At 75.4% G+C, this 19,252-nt stretch carries 17 protein-coding genes; 10 read left to right on the top strand and 7 right to left on the bottom strand.

What is annotated here, in order from left to right; genetic code table 11:
* Window positions 1-4 precede the first annotated feature (4 nt).
* Window positions 5-376 (top strand): hypothetical protein, encoded by a 372-nt coding sequence (locus Q1A09_RS22075; protein WP_299960381.1) that lies wholly within the window; start codon window positions 5-7, stop codon window positions 374-376.
* Between the two features lie 4 nt (window positions 377-380).
* Here the strand turns inward: Q1A09_RS22075 and Q1A09_RS22070 are convergent, their stop codons facing one another.
* On the bottom strand, window positions 381-1,556 hold the full coding sequence (locus Q1A09_RS22070; RefSeq protein ID WP_299960380.1) for an MFS transporter: 1,176 nt from the start codon (window positions 1,554-1,556) through the stop codon (window positions 381-383).
* A 56-nt stretch (window positions 1,557-1,612) separates the two neighbouring features.
* On the opposite strand from Q1A09_RS22070, the gene Q1A09_RS22065 reads away from it, so the two are divergent.
* A complete protein-coding gene (locus Q1A09_RS22065) occupies window positions 1,613-2,161 on the top strand; it encodes a gluconokinase (RefSeq protein WP_299960378.1) in 549 nt (182 codons plus the stop codon).
* Window positions 2,162-2,268: 107 nt separating this feature from the next.
* Here Q1A09_RS22065 and pruA read toward each other — a convergent pair whose 3' ends face one another.
* Together pruA and Q1A09_RS22055 are read right to left on the bottom strand one after the other, a co-directional pair.
* A complete protein-coding gene (gene pruA, locus Q1A09_RS22060; RefSeq protein WP_299960376.1) occupies window positions 2,269-3,927 on the bottom strand; it encodes an L-glutamate gamma-semialdehyde dehydrogenase in 1,659 nt (552 codons plus the stop codon).
* A 76-nt stretch (window positions 3,928-4,003) separates the two neighbouring features.
* Complete coding sequence (locus Q1A09_RS22055; protein ID WP_299960373.1) at window positions 4,004-4,936, bottom strand: proline dehydrogenase family protein; 933 nt, start codon at window positions 4,934-4,936, stop codon at window positions 4,004-4,006.
* A gap of 134 nt (window positions 4,937-5,070) precedes the next feature.
* On the opposite strand from Q1A09_RS22055, the gene Q1A09_RS22050 reads away from it, so the two are divergent.
* Genes Q1A09_RS22050 through Q1A09_RS22040 form a run of 3 tightly spaced genes read left to right on the top strand, consistent with a single transcriptional unit; the run spans window position 5,071 to window position 9,343 of the window.
* Window positions 5,071-6,252, top strand: a complete 1,182-nt coding sequence (locus tag Q1A09_RS22050) for a CdaR family transcriptional regulator (RefSeq protein WP_299960370.1) — start codon at window positions 5,071-5,073, stop codon at window positions 6,250-6,252.
* Window positions 6,249-6,965, top strand: coding sequence for a biliverdin-producing heme oxygenase (locus tag Q1A09_RS22045; RefSeq protein WP_299960367.1), 717 nt, complete (start codon window positions 6,249-6,251; stop codon window positions 6,963-6,965). The genes Q1A09_RS22050 and Q1A09_RS22045 overlap by 4 nt, the downstream gene beginning before the upstream one ends.
* Window positions 6,962-9,343, top strand: a complete 2,382-nt coding sequence (locus Q1A09_RS22040) for a SpoIIE family protein phosphatase (protein WP_299960364.1) — start codon at window positions 6,962-6,964, stop codon at window positions 9,341-9,343. The genes Q1A09_RS22045 and Q1A09_RS22040 overlap by 4 nt, the downstream gene beginning before the upstream one ends.
* Window positions 9,344-9,482: 139 nt before the next feature.
* On the opposite strand, the gene Q1A09_RS22035 is transcribed toward Q1A09_RS22040, so the two are convergent.
* On the bottom strand, window positions 9,483-9,764 hold the full coding sequence (locus Q1A09_RS22035) for a hypothetical protein (protein ID WP_299960362.1): 282 nt from the start codon (window positions 9,762-9,764) through the stop codon (window positions 9,483-9,485).
* A 36-nt stretch (window positions 9,765-9,800) separates the two neighbouring features.
* Window positions 9,801-10,832, bottom strand: a complete 1,032-nt coding sequence (locus tag Q1A09_RS22030) for an NAD(P)-binding domain-containing protein (protein WP_299960359.1) — start codon at window positions 10,830-10,832, stop codon at window positions 9,801-9,803.
* A 138-nt stretch (window positions 10,833-10,970) separates the two neighbouring features.
* On the opposite strand from Q1A09_RS22030, the gene Q1A09_RS22025 reads away from it, so the two are divergent.
* Window positions 10,971-11,945 carry an ATP-binding protein gene (locus tag Q1A09_RS22025; protein ID WP_299960356.1) on the top strand — a complete coding sequence of 325 codons (975 nt, stop codon included), beginning with the start codon at window positions 10,971-10,973 and terminating at the stop codon, window positions 11,943-11,945.
* Window positions 11,946-11,979: 34 nt separating this feature from the next.
* Here Q1A09_RS22025 and idi read toward each other — a convergent pair whose 3' ends face one another.
* Window positions 11,980-12,537, bottom strand: coding sequence for an isopentenyl-diphosphate Delta-isomerase (gene idi, locus Q1A09_RS22020; RefSeq protein WP_299960353.1), 558 nt, complete (start codon window positions 12,535-12,537; stop codon window positions 11,980-11,982).
* Between the two features lie 155 nt (window positions 12,538-12,692).
* Between idi and Q1A09_RS22015 the strand changes: the two genes are divergently transcribed.
* The 3 genes from Q1A09_RS22015 to Q1A09_RS22005 are packed head-to-tail and all read left to right on the top strand — an operon-like array spanning window position 12,693 to window position 17,237.
* Window positions 12,693-15,263 (top strand): EAL domain-containing protein, encoded by a 2,571-nt coding sequence (locus Q1A09_RS22015; protein WP_299960350.1) that lies wholly within the window; start codon window positions 12,693-12,695, stop codon window positions 15,261-15,263.
* A 35-nt stretch (window positions 15,264-15,298) separates the two neighbouring features.
* Window positions 15,299-16,165, top strand: coding sequence for an alpha/beta fold hydrolase (locus Q1A09_RS22010; protein ID WP_299960347.1), 867 nt, complete (start codon window positions 15,299-15,301; stop codon window positions 16,163-16,165).
* Window positions 16,158-17,237 carry an NAD-dependent epimerase/dehydratase family protein gene (locus Q1A09_RS22005; RefSeq protein ID WP_299960343.1) on the top strand — a complete coding sequence of 360 codons (1,080 nt, stop codon included), beginning with the start codon at window positions 16,158-16,160 and terminating at the stop codon, window positions 17,235-17,237. The genes Q1A09_RS22010 and Q1A09_RS22005 overlap by 8 nt, the downstream gene beginning before the upstream one ends.
* A gap of 93 nt (window positions 17,238-17,330) precedes the next feature.
* Here the strand turns inward: Q1A09_RS22005 and Q1A09_RS22000 are convergent, their stop codons facing one another.
* Window positions 17,331-18,485, bottom strand: a complete 1,155-nt coding sequence (locus tag Q1A09_RS22000) for an acyl-CoA dehydrogenase family protein (RefSeq protein WP_299960340.1) — start codon at window positions 18,483-18,485, stop codon at window positions 17,331-17,333.
* A 139-nt stretch (window positions 18,486-18,624) separates the two neighbouring features.
* On the opposite strand from Q1A09_RS22000, the gene Q1A09_RS21995 reads away from it, so the two are divergent.
* Window positions 18,625-19,185: a copper chaperone PCu(A)C gene (locus tag Q1A09_RS21995; RefSeq protein WP_299960338.1), complete on the top strand. Its 561-nt coding sequence runs from the start codon at window positions 18,625-18,627 to the stop codon at window positions 19,183-19,185.
* Window positions 19,186-19,252: the final 67 nt, after the last annotated feature.

Here is a 19,252-nt window from a genome sequence, read left to right as displayed (position 1 = left end):
AGGGGTGACCGCACCGTCTGAGTCCCCCGCCGACACCGGCGCCCGCCGCGCCGCCGAGTACCTGCAGCTGATCGCCGACGGGCGCACCGACGACGCCGAGGCGCTGCTCGCCGGCCTGTCCGACCCCCGGGAGCTGGCGTTCGTCGGGGCCGCGCTGACCACCACCGCCCGCCGCACCGGCCGCACGCTGCCCACGGCGATGCGCGCGCAGTCCAGCAGCCGGCAAGTGCTGCTCGGTCAGCTGCGCGACGCGAACCGCCGCGACGTCGACGGGCTGCGCTCGTGGCTGCGGGCGTCCGCCGAGGAGGTCCGGATGGTCGAGCGGCTCGCCGAGACGGTCCGGGAGCGGCTGGGCGACCAGGCCACCGCCGGCTGAGCCGTCAGCCCGCGGTGCGCAGGGCGCGGGGCAGCGTGACCGCCAGCGGCAGGGCGAGAGCGAGCAGCACCGCCACCAGCACGTAGCTGGTGGACAGCCCGACCTGGGCGGCGACGACCCCGACGGCCAGCGCCCCGATCGCGGTGCCGCTGTCGTAGCAGGCGTTCCACACGGCGCTGACCGTGGTGGTCTGCCCGGCACCGGCCCGGGCCAGCGCGATGACCAGGGTCAGGTTCTGCACCGCGCCGTAGGCGATGCCCAGCGCGAAGGCACCGGCCAGCACAGCCGCAGCCCCGCCGGTGCCCGCGGCGCGCAGCCCCAGCGCGAGCAGGAGCAGTCCGGCCACCCCGCTGGCCAGCGCCGCGGGCATCAGCACCCGCGCCCCCAGCCGGTCGACCAGCACCCCGGCGCCCCAGCGGCACAACCCGGTGCTCACCCCGAACACCAGCAGCGCGACCACGGCCAGCGCGCCGTCGGGCAGCTCGATCGGCAGGAAGGTGACCAGGCCCCCACCGGCCAGCGTCACCACCAGCAGCACCAGCGACGGCGCGGCCGCCGCCCACACCGCCGCCCGGGAGCCGCCGGGAGCGGTCACCTCCGGCGGGCCGAGCGCCCGCACCAGGCCCGGCACGAACACCAGCGCCAGCACCGGGGCGGCCGCCGCTGCCGCGACCACCGGGAAGTGGCCGGCGAGGGTCAGCGCCGTCCCACCCGGGACGGCGGCCAGCGTCGGCACGGAGATCGCCAGGCCGTAGATGCCGATCGACTCACCGCGCCGCTCCGGCGGCACCGCCTGGGCGGCGACGGTGGAGCCCAGCACCGTGATCACCGCGAACCCGACCCCGCGGACGACCGAGACGACGGCGAACCAGCGCACGTCGTCGGCGAGCAGGTACAGCGGCGACGGCGCCCCGATCGCGACCAGCCCGGCGGCGAGCACCGGGCCGATGCCCAGCCGCGCGACCAGCGCCGGCACCGCCGTCTGGGCGAGCACGGTGGCGACCAGGAACACCGTGGTGACCGACCCGGCCGCGGTCAGCCCGGCGCCGAGCGAGGCGGCATGGGCGGGCAGCGCCGACAGCAGCAGCGAGTAGCTGAGGAAGCCCAGCGCGTTCAGCGCGAACAGGGAGCGCACCGCCGGCAGGCGCCACAGCGAGGCACGCCGTTCCGTCGTCGTCACCCGTCAAGCCCCCGCCCCGGTTCACAACCGTGCGCCCGACTGCCTACGGTCGGCACATGGAATCCACGCCCAGCATCCCGGCGACCACCTCGATCGTCGTCATGGGGGTCTCCGGCTCCGGCAAGTCGACCACCGCCACCGAGATCGCCCGCCGGCTGCAGTGGGAGTTCATCGAGGGCGACGACCTGCACCCGCCGGAGAACGTCGAGAAGATGCGCAGCGGCACCCCGCTGGACGACGAGGACCGCTGGCCCTGGCTGGACCGCATCGCCGAGCTGATCGGCGAGCACGAGGCGGCCGGCACCTCGTTCATCCTCACCTGCTCGGCGCTCAAGCGCAGCTACCGCGACCGGCTCCGCGACGACAACCCGTCGGTGTGGTTCGCCCACGCGAACACCTCGGAGGAGACGCTCACCGAACGGCTGGCCAAGCGGCAGGGCCACTACATGCCGCCGTCCCTGCTGCGCAGCCAGCTGGACACCCTGGAGCCGCTGGGCGAGGACGAGCCGGGCGCCGTCGTCCCCGGCGAGGGCTCGGTCGAGGAGACCGTCGGCGACCTGCTCGCCGAGCTCTGCGACGAGCGCCAGATCCCGCTCCCGGACTGAGCACCGTGCCCTCGGTGAGTGGCGGAGCGCCACTCACCGAGGTCGCTCGCCGGCCCCCTTGCAGGGTCCCGCCGCGAGCTTGCGAGCGGTGGGGGGCAAGGGGGTCCTTATGCCATGTACGGGTAGCGGTGGTCGGTGGCGGGGACGAAGGTCTCCTTGATCGACCGGGCGCTGGTCCAGCGCAGCAGGTTCTGCGCGGCGCCGGCCTTGTCGTTGGTGCCCGAGCCGCGGCCACCGCCGAAGGGCTGCTGGCCCACGACCGCGCCGGTGGGCTTGTCGTTGACGTAGAAGTTGCCGGCCGCGTGCCGCAGGAACCGCTGGGCGTGCGCGATCGCCACCCGGTCCTGGGCGATCACCGAGCCGGTGAGCGCGTAGGGCGCCACCGACTCCATCTGCTTGAGCACCGTGTCGTAGTCGGCGTCGTCGTAGACGTGCACGGCGAGCACCGGGCCGAAGTACTCGGTGGCGAACACCTCGTGCCCGGGGTCGGTGCCCTCGATGACGGTCGGCCGGACGAAGAAGCCCTCGCTGTCGTCGGCGGTGCCGCCGGCGACCACGGTGAGCGCGTCGTCGGCCTTCGCCGACTCGAGCACGCCGGACAGCTTGGTGAAGGACTTCCGGTCGATGACCGCGCCCATGAAGTTGGCGAAGTCGGTGACGTCGCCCATCGGGATCTCCTCGACGGTGCCGATCAGGTCGTCGCGGACCTTCGCCCACAGGCTGCGCGGCACGTAGGCCCGGGAGGCCGCCGAGCACTTCTGGCCCTGGTACTCGAAGGCGCCGCGGATCATCGCGGTGCGCAGCACGTCGGGGTCGGCGGAGGGGTGGGCGACGATGAAGTCCTTGCCGCCGGTCTCGCCGACGACCCGCGGGTAGCCGCGGTAGCCGGAGATGTTCTCCCCCACCGTGCGCCACAGGTGCTGGAACACCGGGGTCGAGCCGGTGAAGTGGATGCCGGCCAGGTCGCGGTCGGCGAGCACCACGTCGGAGACGGCGACGCCGTCACCGGGCAGCATGTTGATCACGCCCGGGGGCAGCCCGGCCGCCTCGAGCAGCCGCATCGTGTACCAGGCGGCCAGCTGCTGGGTGGGCGCCGGCTTCCAGACCACGGTGTTGCCCATCAGCGCCGGCGCGGTGGGCAGGTTTCCGGCGATGGCGGTGAAGTTGAACGGCGTCACCGCGTAGACGAAGCCCTCCAGCGGGCGGTGGTCGACCCGGTTCCAGACCCCGGGGCTGCTCACCGGCTGCTCGGCGAGCACCTGGCGGGCGAAGTGCACGTTGTAGCGCCAGAAGTCGATCAGCTCGCAGGCGGCGTCGATCTCGGCCTGGTAGGCGGTCTTGCTCTGGCCGAGCATCGTCGCGGCGTTGAGCGTCTGCCGCCAGGGGCCGGCCAGCAGGTCGGCGGCCTTGAGGAACACCGCGGCCCGGTCGTCGAAGGACAGCTCCGACCAGCCCGGCGCGGCCTCCTTGGCACACCGAACGGCGTCCTGGGCGTCGGCCGCGGTCGCGGCGGCCGAGGTGCCGAGCACCTGGGCGTGCCGGTGCGGGGCGACCACGTCGAACGCCGCGCCGCCGGCCATCCGCTGGGCACCGCCGATCGTGGCGGTCAGCTCGACGGGTGCGGCGGCCAGCTCGGTCAGCCGCTGCTGCAGCGCGGCCCGCTCGGGCGAACCGGGGGCGTAGTCGCCGACCGGCTCGTTGCGCGGTGCGGGGACCTGGGTGACGGCGTCCATGAGGTGCAGCTCCTGCGGTCGGGTGGCGGCCATGTTGGCCAACATGGCCGGGGTGGTTCAGAAGCGGGGGTGGTTCAGAAGCGGGGGTGGTTCAGGAAGCGGGGGTGGTTCAGGAACGGGTGGCGAGGGAGCGGAGGAAGAACTGCAGGTTGGCGGGGCGCTCGGCCAGCCGGCGCATGAAGTAGCCGTACCAGTCGGCGCCGTAGGGCACGTAGGCGCGCACGGTGTGCCCGGCGCGGGCCAGCCGCAGCTGCTCGTCGGGGCGGATGCCGTACAGCAGCTGGAACTCGTAGCTGTCGCGGTCGCGGCCGGTCTCGGCGACCAGCGCCAGCAGCCGGTCGATCATCGCCGGGTCGTGGGTGCCGGCCATCGGGTACCCGCCGCCGCGGACCAGCACCTCCAGGCCGCGGGCGTAGGCGGCGTCCACGTCGGCCTTGTCCTGGTACGCCACCGAGGCGGGCTCGCGGTAGGCGCCCTTGACCAGCCGCACCCGCGACCCGGGGACGGCGAGGGCCCGGGCGTCGTCCTCGGTGCGGTGCAGCATCGCCTGCAGGACGGCGCCGGTGCCGGGGTGGTCGCGGCGCAGCTCGGCGAGCACACCGAGGGTGGAGTCGACGGTGCGGGAGTCCTCCATGTCCAGGGTGACCGTGGTGCCCTGGGCGGTGGCGGCCTCGACGACCGGGCGCACGAGGGCGAGCGCGACGTCGTCCCCGCCGACCGGTAGTGCCTGGCCGAAGGCGGACAGCTTCACCGAGACCTCCGCGGCCGCGCCGAGCCCGAGCGGGGCGAGCCCCTCGAGCGCGTCGAGGTAGGCGTCCCGGGTGCGCTGGGCCTCGCTGCGGTCGGTCACGTCCTCGCCGAGGTGGTCCAGGGTGACGGCGAGCCCGTCGGCGGAGAGCGTGCGCACCACCTCGAGCGCCTCGGGGAGGGTCTCCCCGGCCACGAAGCGGTCGACCACCCGCCGGGTGACCGGCGTGCCGGTGATCACCCGGCGCAGGCCGGGACGGCGGGCGGCGGCGAGCAGGGCCTTCTGGGTGAGCACGGCGCCTCCGCGGGCGACTGGTGGCGGGTGGTGCCTGCGAACGCTAGGGACGCCCGTGCCGGCGCACCAGCGACAGATGTCCGGACTCGCCGGGCAGCTCTCGTACGATCGTCTGAACGAGGAGGAGGAGCCCGGTGCGCGACGACCTGCAGGACCTGGTGGACGAGGTGTCGGCGCTGCTCGGCGCCCCGGCCACGCTGGAGGACCGCGACTTCACCCTGCTGGCCTTCTGCGCCCACGACGGCACCGGCCCGGCCACCCCCGGCGTCACGATGGACGCCGTCCGGGCCCGCTCCATCCTCGGCCGCAGCTCCACCCCCGAGGTGCGCGCCTGGTTCGAGAGCCACGGCATCGCCCGGGCCACCGCCCCGCTGCGGGTGCCCGCCGACCCGGCGGCCGGCATCCTCACCCGGCTGTGCCTGCCGGTGCGTGCCGGTGGCCGGCTGCACGGCTACCTGTGGCTGCTCGACGAGGAGCGCACCGACGTCACCGACCCCGGCGCCCCCGGCCTGGCCGAGGCGGTGGCGCTGGCCGCGGAGGCCGGCCGGCTGCTCGCCGAGGGCCGGCCGGGCACCGCGGACCTCTCGGCCGCGCTGCGCACCGCGCTCACCGCCCCCTCCCCGGGCCGGGCGGTGCGCACGCTCACCGAGGCACTGGGCGCCGGCACCCCGGTCACCCTGGTCGCGCTGTTGCCCGCCGAGCCGGGGCTCCCGCCGGGCTGGACCCCACCGGGCGCCGGCGCCGTCCCGACGGTGCTGGACGACGGCGCGGTCGCCGTCCTGCTGCCGCTGCCCGGCCGCGGCGACCACCGGCCCGCCGGTGCGCTGAGCGGAGCGGCCCTGGGTGGCCTGCCGCCGGGCAGCACCGCGGGGGTGGCTGCTGCCCGGCACGGCTGCAGCGAGCTGACCGCCCAGTGGCACGAGGCCCGGACGGCGGCGCGGGTGGCCGCCGCCGACCCGCGGCTCGCCCCGGCCGCGTCGTGGGCCGAGCTGGGCGCCTGGCGGGCCGTGGCCGCGCTGCCCGCACCGGACCCGGTGCTGGCGCCGCTGCTGGCCGACCCGGTGCTGACCGCGACGGCGGCGACCTGGCTGGACTGCGCGGGCAGCCCGCAGCGCGCGGCGGGCGAGCTGTGCATCCACCGGCAGACGCTGTACTACCGGCTCGGGAGGATCGAGCAGCTCACCGGTCTGGACCTCGCCGACGGCGCCGACCGGCTGCTGCTGCACCTCGGCGTGCGGGCCGCCCGGCTGGCCGGGATCGGGTGGGTGGCGCAACCACCTCGGCCGCCCGGTGACCTACTCTTGACGCGCTCATGACAGCTGGAGAGAACGCGACACCCGCGCCCCGGGACGACGCGATCGACGACGGGGACCGGGTGGACGACCGAGACGTGCTGCGCCGCCTGCGCACCGAGACCGCCGCGGAGCACCAGGCCGTCGAGGACACCCTGGACCTGCTCGACGCCGACCTGACGCGGGAGCGGCTGGTCGGGGCGCTCACCCGGATGCACGGGTTCTGGCTGGCCGCCGAGGCCGGTCTGGACGCCTGGGCCGCGGCGCACCCGGCCGACGCCGCCGAGGTCGACTGGGCCGCCCGCCGCCGGTCGCACCTGTTCGCCGCCGACCTGGCCGCGCTCGGCGCCCCGGCGGCGGTGGACCGCACCCCGCTGCCCGACGTCGCGGACACCGATCAGGCGCTGGGCCGGCTGTACGTGCTGGAGGGCTCCTCGCTGGGCGGGGTGTTCATCGACCGGCACCTGGCCACGCTGCCCCAGCTGAGCGGCACTGCCCGGCTCAGCTGTTTCTCCCCCTACGGCGCGCGCACCGGCCAGATGTGGCACGCCTTCCGTACGGTGACCCGGCACCGGGTCACCGCCGCCGGTGGGGACGCCGACCGGCTGGTCGCCGCCGCCCGCGAGACGTTCGGCACCCTGGCGCGCTGGTGCGGCGCGGCAGGGCCCGAGCAGGCACCCTGGACACAGACGCCGTCCCGCCGGGGACACACCCGAGGGAACGAGGACGTCGCGTGACGGACCAGTTGCAGGCCGGCCCCTGGCTCGCCCCCGGCGAGCCGGTCGACCTCACCAACTGCGAGCGCGAACCGATCCACGTGCCGGGCAGCATCCAGCCCCGGGGCGTGCTGCTGGCGGTCAGCGAGCCGGACATGGTGGTCCGGCAGGTCTCCTGCAACCTCGCCGACCTGGTCGGCGTGGCCTGGGACGACGCCCTGGGCCGCCCGCTGGCCGACGTCGTCGGCGTGGTGCCCGCCCAGGCGATCGCCCGCTCCGCCCGCGCCTTCGGTGACCTGCGCGAGCGCAACCCGGTCGAGCTGACCCTGGACTGCGACGGCACGCCCTGCCCGGTCGACGCGATCCTGCACCGCGCCGTGCACTCGGTGGAGGACGGCACGCGGCCGCCTGCCGAGGCCGGGCCCCCGGTGAGCGGCGTCCGCCAGACCACCGCGACGAGCACGCTCGTGGTGGAGCTGGAGCCGGCCTACGGCCCGCGCCCGTTCTCCTTCCCGAACACCTACCAGGCGGTGCGCGGGACGATCAGCGACCTGAACCGCGCGACCTCGCTGCAGCAGCTCTACGACATCACCGCCGAGGCGGTGCGCACGCTGACCGGCTTCGACCGGGTGATGGTCTACCGGTACGACGCCGACTTCAACGGCGAGGTCGTGGCCGAGGCCAAGCTGCCGGAGCTGAACTCCTTCCTCGGGCTGCACTACCCGGCCTCGGACATCCCGGCGCAGGCCCGGGCGCTGTACGAGAAGAACTGGATCCGGCTGATCTCCGACGTCACGTACACGCCGGCCCCGCTGGAGCCGGTCGACCTGCCGGCGACCGGACAGCCGCTGGACCTCACCTACTCGACGCTGCGCAGCGTCTCGCCGATCCACTGCGAGTACCTGCAGAACATGGGCGTGCGGGCGTCCATGTCGATCTCGCTGCTGCGCGACGACAAGCTGTGGGGCCTCATCGCCTGCCACCACTACTCGGGCCCGCACGCGCCGCCCTACGCCACCCGCGCGGCCGCGGAGTTCCTCGGCTCGACGCTGTCGCTGCGGCTGGTCGACCGGGCCGAGGACGAGGAGCACCGGCGGGCGCTGCAGGTGCGCTCCACCATGGCCTGGCTGACCGCCGCCGCCCTGGACGAGGACCGGCCGCTGGCCGACACCCTGCTCGGCCACCCCGGCCTGCTCGACGTCGTCCCGGCCGAGTCGGTGGTGGTGAACCTGCAGGGCGCCACCGGCAGCGCCGGCGTCCCGCTGCCGCCCGAGGTGGTCCGCGCCGTCGCCGGCTGGGCCGCCGCCCAGGGCGAGGACGTCGTCTGCACCGACCGGCTCCCGCTGGTCGCCCCGCAGCTGGACGTCCCGGCCGACCTGGCCTGCGGGGTGCTGGCGCTGCCGCTGCCCGAGGGGCAGTACGTGGTCTGGACCCGCGCGGAGACGGTGCACTCGGTCGACTGGGGCGGCGACCCGCACAACAAGGCGATCGCCGAGCGCGAGGGCGACTCGGTGCGGCTGTCCCCGCGCAAGTCCTTCGACCGGTGGCGGGAGACCGTGCGCAACCGGTCGGACGCCTGGTCACCGGCCCAGCTGGCCGAGGTCGGCGACCTGCGCACCAACCTGCTCGAGGCGCTGTACGCCCGGTCCCGGCGGGTGGCGCAGGCCGCGCTGACCCTGCAGCGCAGCCTGCTGTCCGAGCCGCCGGACCCCGACCACCTGGAGTTCGCCGTCCGGTACGTGCCGGCCGCCCGCGAGGCCCAGGTCGGGGGCGACTGGTACGACGTCTTCCAGCAGCCCGACGGGGCCACCGCGCTGGTGATCGGCGACGTCGTCGGGCACGACACCGAGGCCGCGGCCTGCATGGGCCAGCTGCGCGGCCTGCTCCGCGGGATCAGCTACGACAGCGCCGACAGCCCGGCCGGCGTGCTGGCCCGGCTGGACCGGGCGATGGACGGGCTGCAGCTGCAGACCCTCGCCTCGCTGATCGTGGCCCGGCTGGAGCAGACCCCCGAGGAGTTCGAGCAGGGCGTCACCCGGCTGCGCTGGTCGAACGCCGGGCACCCGCCGCCGGTGCTGCTGCTGCCCGACGGCTCCACCCGGGTGCTGACCGCCGACCGCGCTGAACTGCTGGTGGGCGTGCACCTGGACGCGGTGCGCCGGGACCACGTGGTCACCGTGCCCCGCGGCTCGACGGTGCTCTTCTACACCGACGGCCTGGTGGAACGGCGCGACCAGGTGTTCGACGTCGGCATCGACCGGCTGGCAGCGGAGCTCACCACGATGGGCGGGGTGCCGATGGCCGAGCTGGCCGACCAGCTGCTGGACCGGCTGCTCCCCGACCGCGCCGAGGACGACGTGGCCCTGATCGCGGTCCGGCTGAACCCCCAGCACGACTGACCCACCAGCGGCCATGTTCGCCAACATGGCCGCTCTCGGTCCGGCCATGTCAGCGGGGCCGCCCGCCGTCCGGCCATGTTCGCGGAGCCGCCCGTCCGGCCATGTTGGCCAACATGGCCGGGCGGGGCCGGGCGTGGGGTCAGCGGTCGGTGAACTGCGCGTCCAGGCCGTCGGCGTTGCCGCCGGCCGCTCCCTCGGCCGGCAGTGGGGCGTCGTCGGCCGCCGCGGCCGCAACCGCCGCGTCGTCCTCGACGGCGGGCTCGGCGGTGCCCTCACCGGGCTTGCGCAGCTGCTTCAGCAGCCGCCGCTCGTCCTTGGCCAGCGGACGACTGTCGAGGTGGCCGGGCTCGCCCTCGTCGTTGCCGGTGGCCATCCCAGTGTCGGGCAGGCTCGGGTCGGGGCTCTCGGGCTGGGCGCTCATGGCCCTCTCCTACCTGGTCCGGGCTTCTGACAACCCTCAGGCCGCGGCGTCGGCGGACAGGGTGCGCAGCAGCTCCCGGACGGCGGACTGCCCGGCCCGGTTGGCGCCGATGGTGCTCGCCGAGGGTCCGTAGCCCACCAGGTGCAACCGCGGCTCGGCGACCACCCGGGTGCCGTCCATCGCGATGCCACCCCCCGGCGCGCGCAACCGCAGCGGGGCCAGGTGCTCCAGCGCGGGCCGGAACCCGGTGGCCCACAGGACGACGTCGGCACGCGCGTGCCGGTCGTCGGCGTCCCAGACCACCCCGTCGGCGTCGAGCCGGTCGAACACCGGCAGCCGCTCCAGCACGCCGCGGGCGCGGGCGGCCAGCACCGCGTCGGTCTCCACCAGCCCGGTGACGCCGACGACGCTGCCCGGCGGCAGGCCGGCCCGCACCCGCCGGTCGACCAGCGCCACGGCGGCCCGGCCGGCGTCCTCGTCGAAGCCGTCCGTGCGCCAGACCGGCTCCCGGCGGGTGACCCAGGTCGTGCTGGTGACCTCGCTGATCTCGATGAGCTGCTGCACCGCCGACGTACCGCCGCCGACGACCACCACGTGCCGGCCGCGGAACTCCTCGGCGCCGCGGTAGTCGGCGGCGTGCAGCTGCCGGCCGCCGAACAGCTCCCGGCCGGGGTAGGCCGGCCAGAACGGGCGGGTCCAGGTGCCGGTGGCGTTGACCACCCCGCGCGCCGTCCACTCCCCTGCGCTCGTGTCCAGCGCGAAGCCGTCGTCGGTGCGGTGCACCGCCCGGACGGCGACCGGGCGGTGCACCGGCAGGTCGAAGCGGCGCTCGTGCTCGGCGAAGTAGGCGGCCACCACCTCGCTGGCCGGGGCGGCCGGGTCGGCGTCGGGCAGCGGGAGGCCGGGCAGCGGGGCGATCCGGTGCGCGCGGTCCAGCCGCAGCGAGGGCCAGCGGTGCTGCCAGGCCCCGCCCGGGCCCTCGTTGGCGTCCAGCAGCACGAAGTCCGCACCCGCCCGGCGCAGGCCGTGGGCGGCCGACAACCCGGCCTGACCGGCCCCGATCACCACGACGTCGTTGTGCACACGGGCGGCAACAGCGCCACCGGCTCGCTCGTTCCGGGTGTGACCTCGGTGGCCGCATGTGTCCCGATCACGGTTCGGGGGCACAGGCACCCCCGTCGGAGCAGACGACGAGGAGGTGCTCCCGTGACACAGCGCATCGAAGAGCACCAGCCCCACGAGCACCAGGGTTACCGCCACGTGGGGTACGTGCTCAGCCCGGGTGAGGACGTCGCCACGGTCGTGGGGCCGATCCTGAGCCGCGCCGTGGCCGAGGGCGAGCCGGTGGTGATCGCCTGCCCGGAGACCGTCGCGTCCGCGCTGACCGCAGCGCTCCAGGACGCCGGTGACGTCCACCTGGCCCCCACCGAGCCGCTGGCCGACCGCCCGCCGGCGGCGCTGGCGGCGATCGCCCGGCTGGTCGACGAGCGGGTGCCCAGCACCGGCCGCCGGCTGCACCTGGTGACCGGCCCGGGCGGTCCGGACGCCGACCCGGCTGCCTGGGTGCAGACCGAGGCGCTGCTGAACCACGTGCTGGCCGAGCGGCCGGTCGACCACATCTGCCTGCTGGCCCCGATGGCGGCAGAGGGCTCCGACCCCTGGGCGGTCGCGCGGGCCACCCACCCGTGGCTGCTCACCAGCGAGGGCACCGTCCGCAATCCGGACTTCCGCCCGCCGGCCGAGCTGCTCCGGGAGCTGCAGCGGGCCGGCATCCCCGACCCGCTGGAGGAGACCGAGCCGACGCTGGCCATGGTCGACATGGACGACATGCGCGCGCTGCGCCGGGCGCTGAACCGGGTGCTGGCCGAGAGCGCCCTGTCCGCCGACGCCGCGCAGGACTTCGTGCTGGCGATCGACGAGGTGACCGCCAACGCCACCGAGCACGGCATCCCGCCGGTGGACGTGAAGCTGTGGTGCACCCCGGAGCGGCTGCTGTGCGCGGTGACCGACCGCGGCACCGCGTTCGAGGACCCGCTGGCCGGCTACGGGCCGGCGCACGGCGACATGGCGGTCGGCGGGATGGGCCTGTGGCTGGCCCGGCGGTCGGTCGACAGCCTGACCGCGGCCCCGGCCGACGACTCCGGCGACGGGTGCACGGTGCGGCTGGTCGTCAACGCCTGACGCGCGGCCCACGCAGCACGTGCCGCGCGGGTGATCAGGTGGTGGTGAGGTCGGCCAGCAGGCCGGCGGCCTCGATCAGCCGGGCCTGTTCCCGGCACCAGGGCGACCAGGCGTCGTACTGGGTGGTCTCCTGCCGGGCCCGGAACGTCGCCCAGTCCAGCAGCTCCCACTCCCCCACCTCGGTGGGGTCCGGCGCCGGGAGGCCGGCGAACCGGCCCAGGTAGACCGGGCACACCTCGTTCTCCACGACCCCGCGGAACTCCGCGCGGTAGCGGTAGGAGGGCAGCGCCGGGCGCAGTCGGTCCACGGTCAGCCCCAGCTCGTAGTCCGCCCGGCGGGCGATCGCCTCGTCGTCGGCCTCCCCGGGTCCGGGGTGCCCGCAGACGGTGTTGGTCCACATCCCCGGGAAGGTCGCCTTCGAGTCCGCGCGGCGGGTGACCAGCAGCCGCCCGGAGTCGTCGAAGAGGTAGGCGGAGAAGGCCCGGTGCAGCGGGGTGTCCCCGTGGTGGACCAGCGGTTTGGGCATGCTGCCGATCGCCGTCCCGTCCTCGTCGACCAGGACGATCAGCTCTGCTGCCGGAGACGCCACCACGGCTCCATCGTCCCCGACGCCGGCACGTGGTGCACCAAACACCCCCACACCAAGATCGACTCGGATGGGTGAGGAGCGGTCGTCACGCAGAGCAACCGCCCACACACTGGCCGCGTCACCACGGACGGGGACCACGAGAGGCAGGCACAGCGAGGATGACCAGCACCGGGACGACGCTCGACGCCGCCCTGCCCGGCGGCGTGCTGCAGGTCGCGCTCACCGCAGAGCTGGCCCTGACCCAGACCGAGGCGACCCTCGGGTCGCTCGCACTGCCGGTGCACCGGGTGCCGGCGAGCACCACCATGGCCGCCCTGGACAGCATGTTCCGGCGGGACGCCACGCTGCGCTGGGTCGTCGTCGACGTGCCCGGCGCGCCCCTGCTGGTCAGCCGGACCTGGTTCGAGGTCACCATGACCGGCCGGCTCGGCTACGGCCGGCTGCTGCACCAGCGGCGCCGGGTCGCCGACGGCGCACCGCCGTCGGCCCTGGAGTTCCCGGTCGACTGCCCGGTGGCCCGGGTGGCCGCCGCGGTCATCCACCGCCGGGCGACCGGCGACCACCTGCTCGACGGGGTGCTGGTCTGCTGGCCCGACGGCCGGCTCGGGGTCGCCCCGGTCACCGCCGTGTTCGAGCAGCTCGCCCAGCAGTACGCCTACCAGGCGCTGCACGACCCGCTCACCGGGCTGCCCAACCGGCTGTTCCTGCTGGAGCGGCTGCGCCAGGCCCACGCGGCGGGCACCTCCGGGGTGCTGTTCTTCATCGACCTGGACCGCTTCAAGGACGTCAACGACCACCTCGGTCACGGCGCCGGCGACGAGGTGCTGGTCGAGTTCTCCGCCCGGCTGCGCACCGTCGCCCGCACCGACGACCTCGTCGTCCGGCTCAGCGGCGACGAGTTCGCGGTGCTCACCGAGGCGCCGCTGACCGCCGCGCAGAGCACCGCGCTGGCCGAACGGATCGTGCTCACCGCCGCCGCGCCCTTCGTGCTCACCGCGCGCGGGGCGGTCGAGACGGGTGAGCAGCTGGTCAGCCTGGGCGCCAGCGTGGGCGTCGCCGCCGGGGCCGACTCCCCCGACGCCCTGCTGCACCAGGCCGACCTGGCCATGTACCGGGCCAAGTCCCTGGGCCGGGGCCGGGTGGCGCACTTCGGCACCGAGCTGCTGGAGGACGCCGAGGACACCACCGCCGTGCGGGCCCGGCACGAGATGGAACGGCGGCTGCGCCAGGCCATCGAGACCCGCTCGCTCGCCCTGCACTACCAGCCCGTCGTCTCCCTGCCCTCCGCCCAGGTCACCGGCGTCGAGGCGCTGGCCCGGTGGGAGGACGACGAGCTGGGTCGGGTGCCCCCCGACCAGTTCATCCCGCTGGCCGAGCGGACCGGCCTGATCGTCGACCTGGGCCGCTGGGTGCTGCGCACCGCCTGCCGGGAGGCCGCGGGCTGGTCCACCGGCCCCTCAGGGCTGCCGCCCACCGTGGCGGTCAACGTCTCCCCGGTGCAGCTGGCCCAGCGCGGGTTCATCGACGACGTCACCCAGGCGCTCACCGACAGCGGCCTGGCGCCGGACCGGCTGTGCCTGGAGATCACCGAGACCGCGGCGATCACCGACCTGGCCGCCACCGCCGCCCGGCTGCAGCAGGTGCGCGACCTCGGCGTCCGGCTGGCGCTGGACGACTTCGGCACCGGCCACTCGGCGCTGAGCCTGCTGCGCGCCCTCCCGGTCCACCTGGTCAAGGTCGACCGCTCCTTCATCGAACGGGTCACCAGCGACACCGCCGACGCGGTGCTCGCCCGGCTGGTCATCGAGGCCGCGCACAGCCTGGGGCGCCAGGTCTGCGCCGAGGGCGTGGAGACCACCGAGCAGGCCCAGCAACTGGTCGCGATGGGCTGCGACTCCGCGCAGGGCTGGCTGTTCGGCCGGCCGCAGCCGGCCTCCGCCCGGCTCACCGCCCTGCTCACCTCCCGGTCGCTGGCCGAGCCGCTGGCCGAGGGCGCCGTCCTCCCGCTCGGTGGCAACGACGAGCTCGTGCTCGTCACCACCCCGGAGCGGATCGTCACGTACGCGTCGGCCAGCAGCGGTGCGGTCCTCGGCTGGCTCCCCCAGGAGATCACCGGCACAGACGTGACCGGGATCCTGTACCTGGACGATCCCGACCGGGTCACCGCCGACCCCGCCTCGGCCGGACGCTGGGACGAGGGCACGGCGGTCCACCGGGTCCGGCACCGCGACGGCAGCGTGCGGTGGCTGGAGAGCACGACCCGCCGGCTGACCGGTGAGGACGGTGCGGTGCGCGAGGTGCTGTCGGTCTCCCGCGACGTGACCGAGGCCGTCGTGGCACGCCGGGCGCTGGCCGACAGCGAGCTGATGTTCCGGCACGCCTTCGACGACGCCCCGATCGGCATGCTGCTGGCCCGCCCGGACGGTTCGCTGCTGCGGGCCAACCGGGCCCTCGCGGCACTGCTGGGCACCCCCACCGAGCAGCTGCACGGCCGGCGGGTGCAGGACCTGACCCCGCTGGAGGACCGGCCCGGCCAGACCTCCGCGGTCACCGAGCTGTTCGGCCAGACCACCGGGCGCACGCAGCTGTCCACCAGCTTCCGGCACGCCGACGGCTCGCAGGTGCCGGTGACCGTGCGGGTCTCGGTGGTCCGGGACGCCGACGGCCGGGCCACCTCGGTGTTCGCCCACGTCGTCCCCGAGCCCGCCCCGGTGGCCGCCGTCGGCTGAGCGTGGGCCTCCGCTCCAGCGGGCACAGACCCGGCATGGACACCTTCCGCCGGGGCGACCTGGTCTTCGACGTCCGCGACTCCGGCCCGGCCGACGGCGAGCCGGTCGTCCTGCTGCACGGCTTCCCGCAGGACGGCGGCGCCTTCGACCGGCTGGCGCCGGTGCTGCACTCGGCCGGGCTGCGCACCCTCGCCCCCGACCAGCGCGGGTACTCCCCCGGCGCGCGGCCCCCGGGGCGGTCGGCGTACTCGCTGCGTGCGGTGGTCGACGACGTGCTGGCCCTGCTGGACGCCGCCGGGCTGTCCAGCGCGCACGTGGTCGGGCACGACTGGGGCGGCGTCGCGGCGTGGGCGCTGGCGGCCTGGCACCCGTGGCGGGTCCGCACGCTGACCGCCCTGTCGGTGCCGCACCCGGCCGCGATGACGCAGGCGGTGCTGCACAGCGACCAGGGCCTGCGGTCGGGCTACATCGGCTTCTTCCAGCTGCCCGCCGTCCCCGAGGGCGTGCTGCTGGCCCGCCAGGGCGCCGTGCTGCGCCGGGTGCTCCGCAACGGTGGCCTCCCCGAGCACCTGGTCGACCACTACGTCGACCGGATGCGGGAGCCGGGCGCGCTGACCGCGGCGCTGAACTGGTACCGCGCGCTGCCGCTGCCCGGCGCCCCGGTGGGCACCGTCCGGGTGCCCACCCTGCACGTGTGGGGCGCCCACGACGCGTTCCTCGGCCGGGCGGCCACCGAGGCGACCCGGGAGTTCGTCACCGCCCGCTACGCGCTGGAGGTGCTCGAGGACGCGGACCACTGGCTGCCGGAGCTCGCCGCCGAGCGGGTCGGCGAGCTGGTCACCGCACACGTCCGCACGAGGGGTGACGACCGGACGGCGGGGGTAGCGCCTGGGCATGGCTGAGACACCCGGCAGGCTCCTCCCCGGCATGACCGTGGCGATCACCGGCGCGAGCGGCAACGTCGGGACGGCGCTGCTGCGCCGGCTCGCCGAGGCCGGCGTCACCGAGGTCCGGGGCCTCGCCCGGCGGCGGCCACCGCAGACCGAGCCCTACGCCGGCGTGCGCTGGTACAGCGCCGACCTGCAGTCCCCCGACAGCGAGCCGGTGCTGGCCGAGTTCCTGGACGGGGTCGACGCCGTGGTGCACCTGGCGTGGGCGCTCGTCCCCGACCGCGAGCCCGAGGTGCTGCACGCGGTGAACGTCGAGGGCACCCGCCGGGTGCTGGCCGCCGCCGGCGCAGCCGGGGTGCCGCATGTGGTGCACATGTCCTCGATCGGCACCTACGCCGCCGGCCCGCAGACCCACCCGGTGGGCGAGGACTGGCCGGCCACCGGGGTGCCCAGCTCGCAGTACAGCCGGCAGAAGGTCGAGTGCGAGCGGATGGTGGCCGAGTTCGACGCCGCGCACCCCGACGTCACCGTCTCGGTGACCCGCCCGACGCTGGTGCTGCAGCCCGACGCGGCCAGCGAGATCGGCCGCTACTTCCTCGGCCCGATCGCCTTCCCGGCCGCCCGCGCCCTGCCCGGCGCGGTGGCGAAGCTGCTGCCGCTGCCGCTGCCGGGCTCGCTGCACCTGGGGTTCGTGCACGCCGACGACGTCGCCGACGCGATCGCCCGGATCCTCGACCGCCGGGCACCGGGGCCGTTCAACCTCTCCGCGCCGCCCCACTTCGACGCCGACGGGCTGGCCGGGGCGCTCGGCGTCCGGCGGGTGCCGGTGCCGGCCGCGGTGCTGCGCGCCGGCATGCAGGGGGCGTTCCTCGCCCGCGTGCTGCAGATCGAGCCGGGCTGGCTGGACCTCGGCCTCGGCGTGCCCCCGCTGGACACCACCCGGGCGCGCACCGAGCTGGGCTGGCGGGCCACGCACAACGGTGGGGACCTGCTGCGCGAGTTCGTGGCCGCGCTGGGCAGCGGGCAGGGCCACACCGGCCCACTCCTGCACGGCGGCACCGGCCCCGAGCACACCCCCGCCTAGTCAAAGGACCCCCTCGCCCCCCACCGCTCGCAGGCTCGCGGCGGGGCCCTGCGAGGGGGCCGGGTAGAGGGGCGGGGGCGAGGGGGTCCTGCGTCAGGGCCTGGGCATGCCGGCGGCGCGCAGCAGCGCGCCGCCGATGATGACCTTCTGCACCTCGCTGGTGCCCTCGTACAGCCGGTAGAGCCGGGCGTCGCGGTAGAAGCGCTCGACCGGCGTGCTGCGCAGGTAGCCCAGCCCGCCGTGCACCTGCACGGCGCGGTCGGTGGCCCGGCCGACCATCTCGCTGCAGAAGAGCTTCGCCGCCGACGGGCCGACCGAGGTGTCCTCGCCCGAGTCGTAGCGGGCGGCGACGTCGACCACCATGCTGCGGGCGGCCAGCAGCTCGGTGTGCATGTCGGCGAGCATCGCCTGCACCAGCTGGAAGCGGCCGATCGGCGCCCCGCCCTGCTTGGCGGTGGCCGCGTAGGCGACCGACTCGTCCAGCACCCGCTGCGCCATCCCGACGCACAGCGCCGCGATGTGCAGCCGACCGCGGGAGAGCACGGTGAGCGCCTTCGCGTAGCCGCGGCCCTCCTCACCGATCAGCGCGGAGGCCGGCACCCGCGCCTCGTCGAAGAAGACCTCCGCCGTCCAGGCACCGGACTGGCCCATCTTCGCGTCCTTCGGCCCGACGGTGACCCCGGGTGCGGTGGCGTCCACGACGAAGGTGGAGATGCCGCGGCCGCCGCGCTCGGCCGGGTCGCTGCGGGCGAAGACGACGAACAGGTCAGCGATCGGCGCGTTGGTGATGTAGCGCTTCCCGCCGCTGATCACCCAGTCCTCGCCGTCCCGGCGGGCGGTGGTGCGCAGCCCGGCCGGGTCGGAGCCGGCCTCGGCCTCGGTGAGGGCGAAGGAGCCGATCAGCTCACCGGCCGCCAGCCGAGGCAGGTACGTCTTCTGCTGCTCCCCGTTCCCGAACCTGGCGATCACCTGCCCGGCGATGCCGTTGTTCGTGCCGAACAGCGAGCGGAACGCCGGCGTCGTGTAGCCGAACTCGAAGGCCAGCTGCACGTCCTCGCTCATCGTCACGCCGAGCCCGCCGTGCTCCTCGGGCAGCGCGTACCCGAACAGCCCCATCTCGGCGGCGGCGGCGCGCAGCTCGTCGGGGATGCGGTCGTGGCGGTCGATCTCCTCCTCGCGGGGGACGACCACCCCCCGCACCAGCTGGCGAACGGCGTCCTGGACCTGGCGGAAGACATCGGTGTCCACCCGGTCATGGTGCCGCGCCGGCACCGGCGGCGCACCCGACCTTGCGAACAGATGACGTCGGGGGCCCACGTCGCACGGATCGGCCGCCCCGGGGTACCCGACGGGCGGACACCGAACGAGGACGACGGAGAGGACGACCATGAGCGAGCACACTCCCCGGCGCTGGGTCCCGGTGCTGGCGCTGGCCGCCGCGCTGAGCACCGCGGCCTGCAGCAGCGACGCACCCAGCCAGACCCCGGGGGTCGAGGTGCCGGGCGGCAACGCCATGGCCGATGAGCGGGTCAGCGAGGACGTCAAGGTGACCAACGTCGAGCTGCCCTACCCGCCCGACGGCGTCTGGGAGGCCGGCGCGGACGTCGAGCTGCAGATGGCGATCAGCAACACCGGCCCGACCGAGGCGCGGCTGGTCGGGGTGACCGGCGAGGGGTTCACCGACGTCCGGGACGCCGACGGCACCACCGGCGTGGACCTCACCATCCCGGCCGGCGAGACCGTCCTGCTCGGGGACGACGGGGTGGCCCGGCTGACGCTGGTCGGGCTGACCCAGAGCCTGCGCTCGGCCCAGGCGGTCCCGGTGACGCTGGAGTTCGCCGACGCCGGCACGGTCGACGTGGAGGCCACCGTGTCCCCCGAGGAGCCGGACCCGGGTGACGAGACCGGCGTCCCGGAGCCGGGCGGCGCCACCACCAGCGACGACTAATGGGGCTTACCGAGCCTGCTGGTCTCTGGCAGGTTCGGTGCCGGTAGCGGCCGGTGGGTCAGCACTC

The sequence above is a fragment of the uncultured Modestobacter sp. genome (genome assembly GCF_947486615.1).
In the GTDB taxonomy this organism is placed as follows: Bacteria; Actinomycetota; Actinomycetes; order Mycobacteriales; family Geodermatophilaceae; genus Modestobacter.
This window is presented reverse-complemented; position numbering and strand designations above follow the sequence as displayed.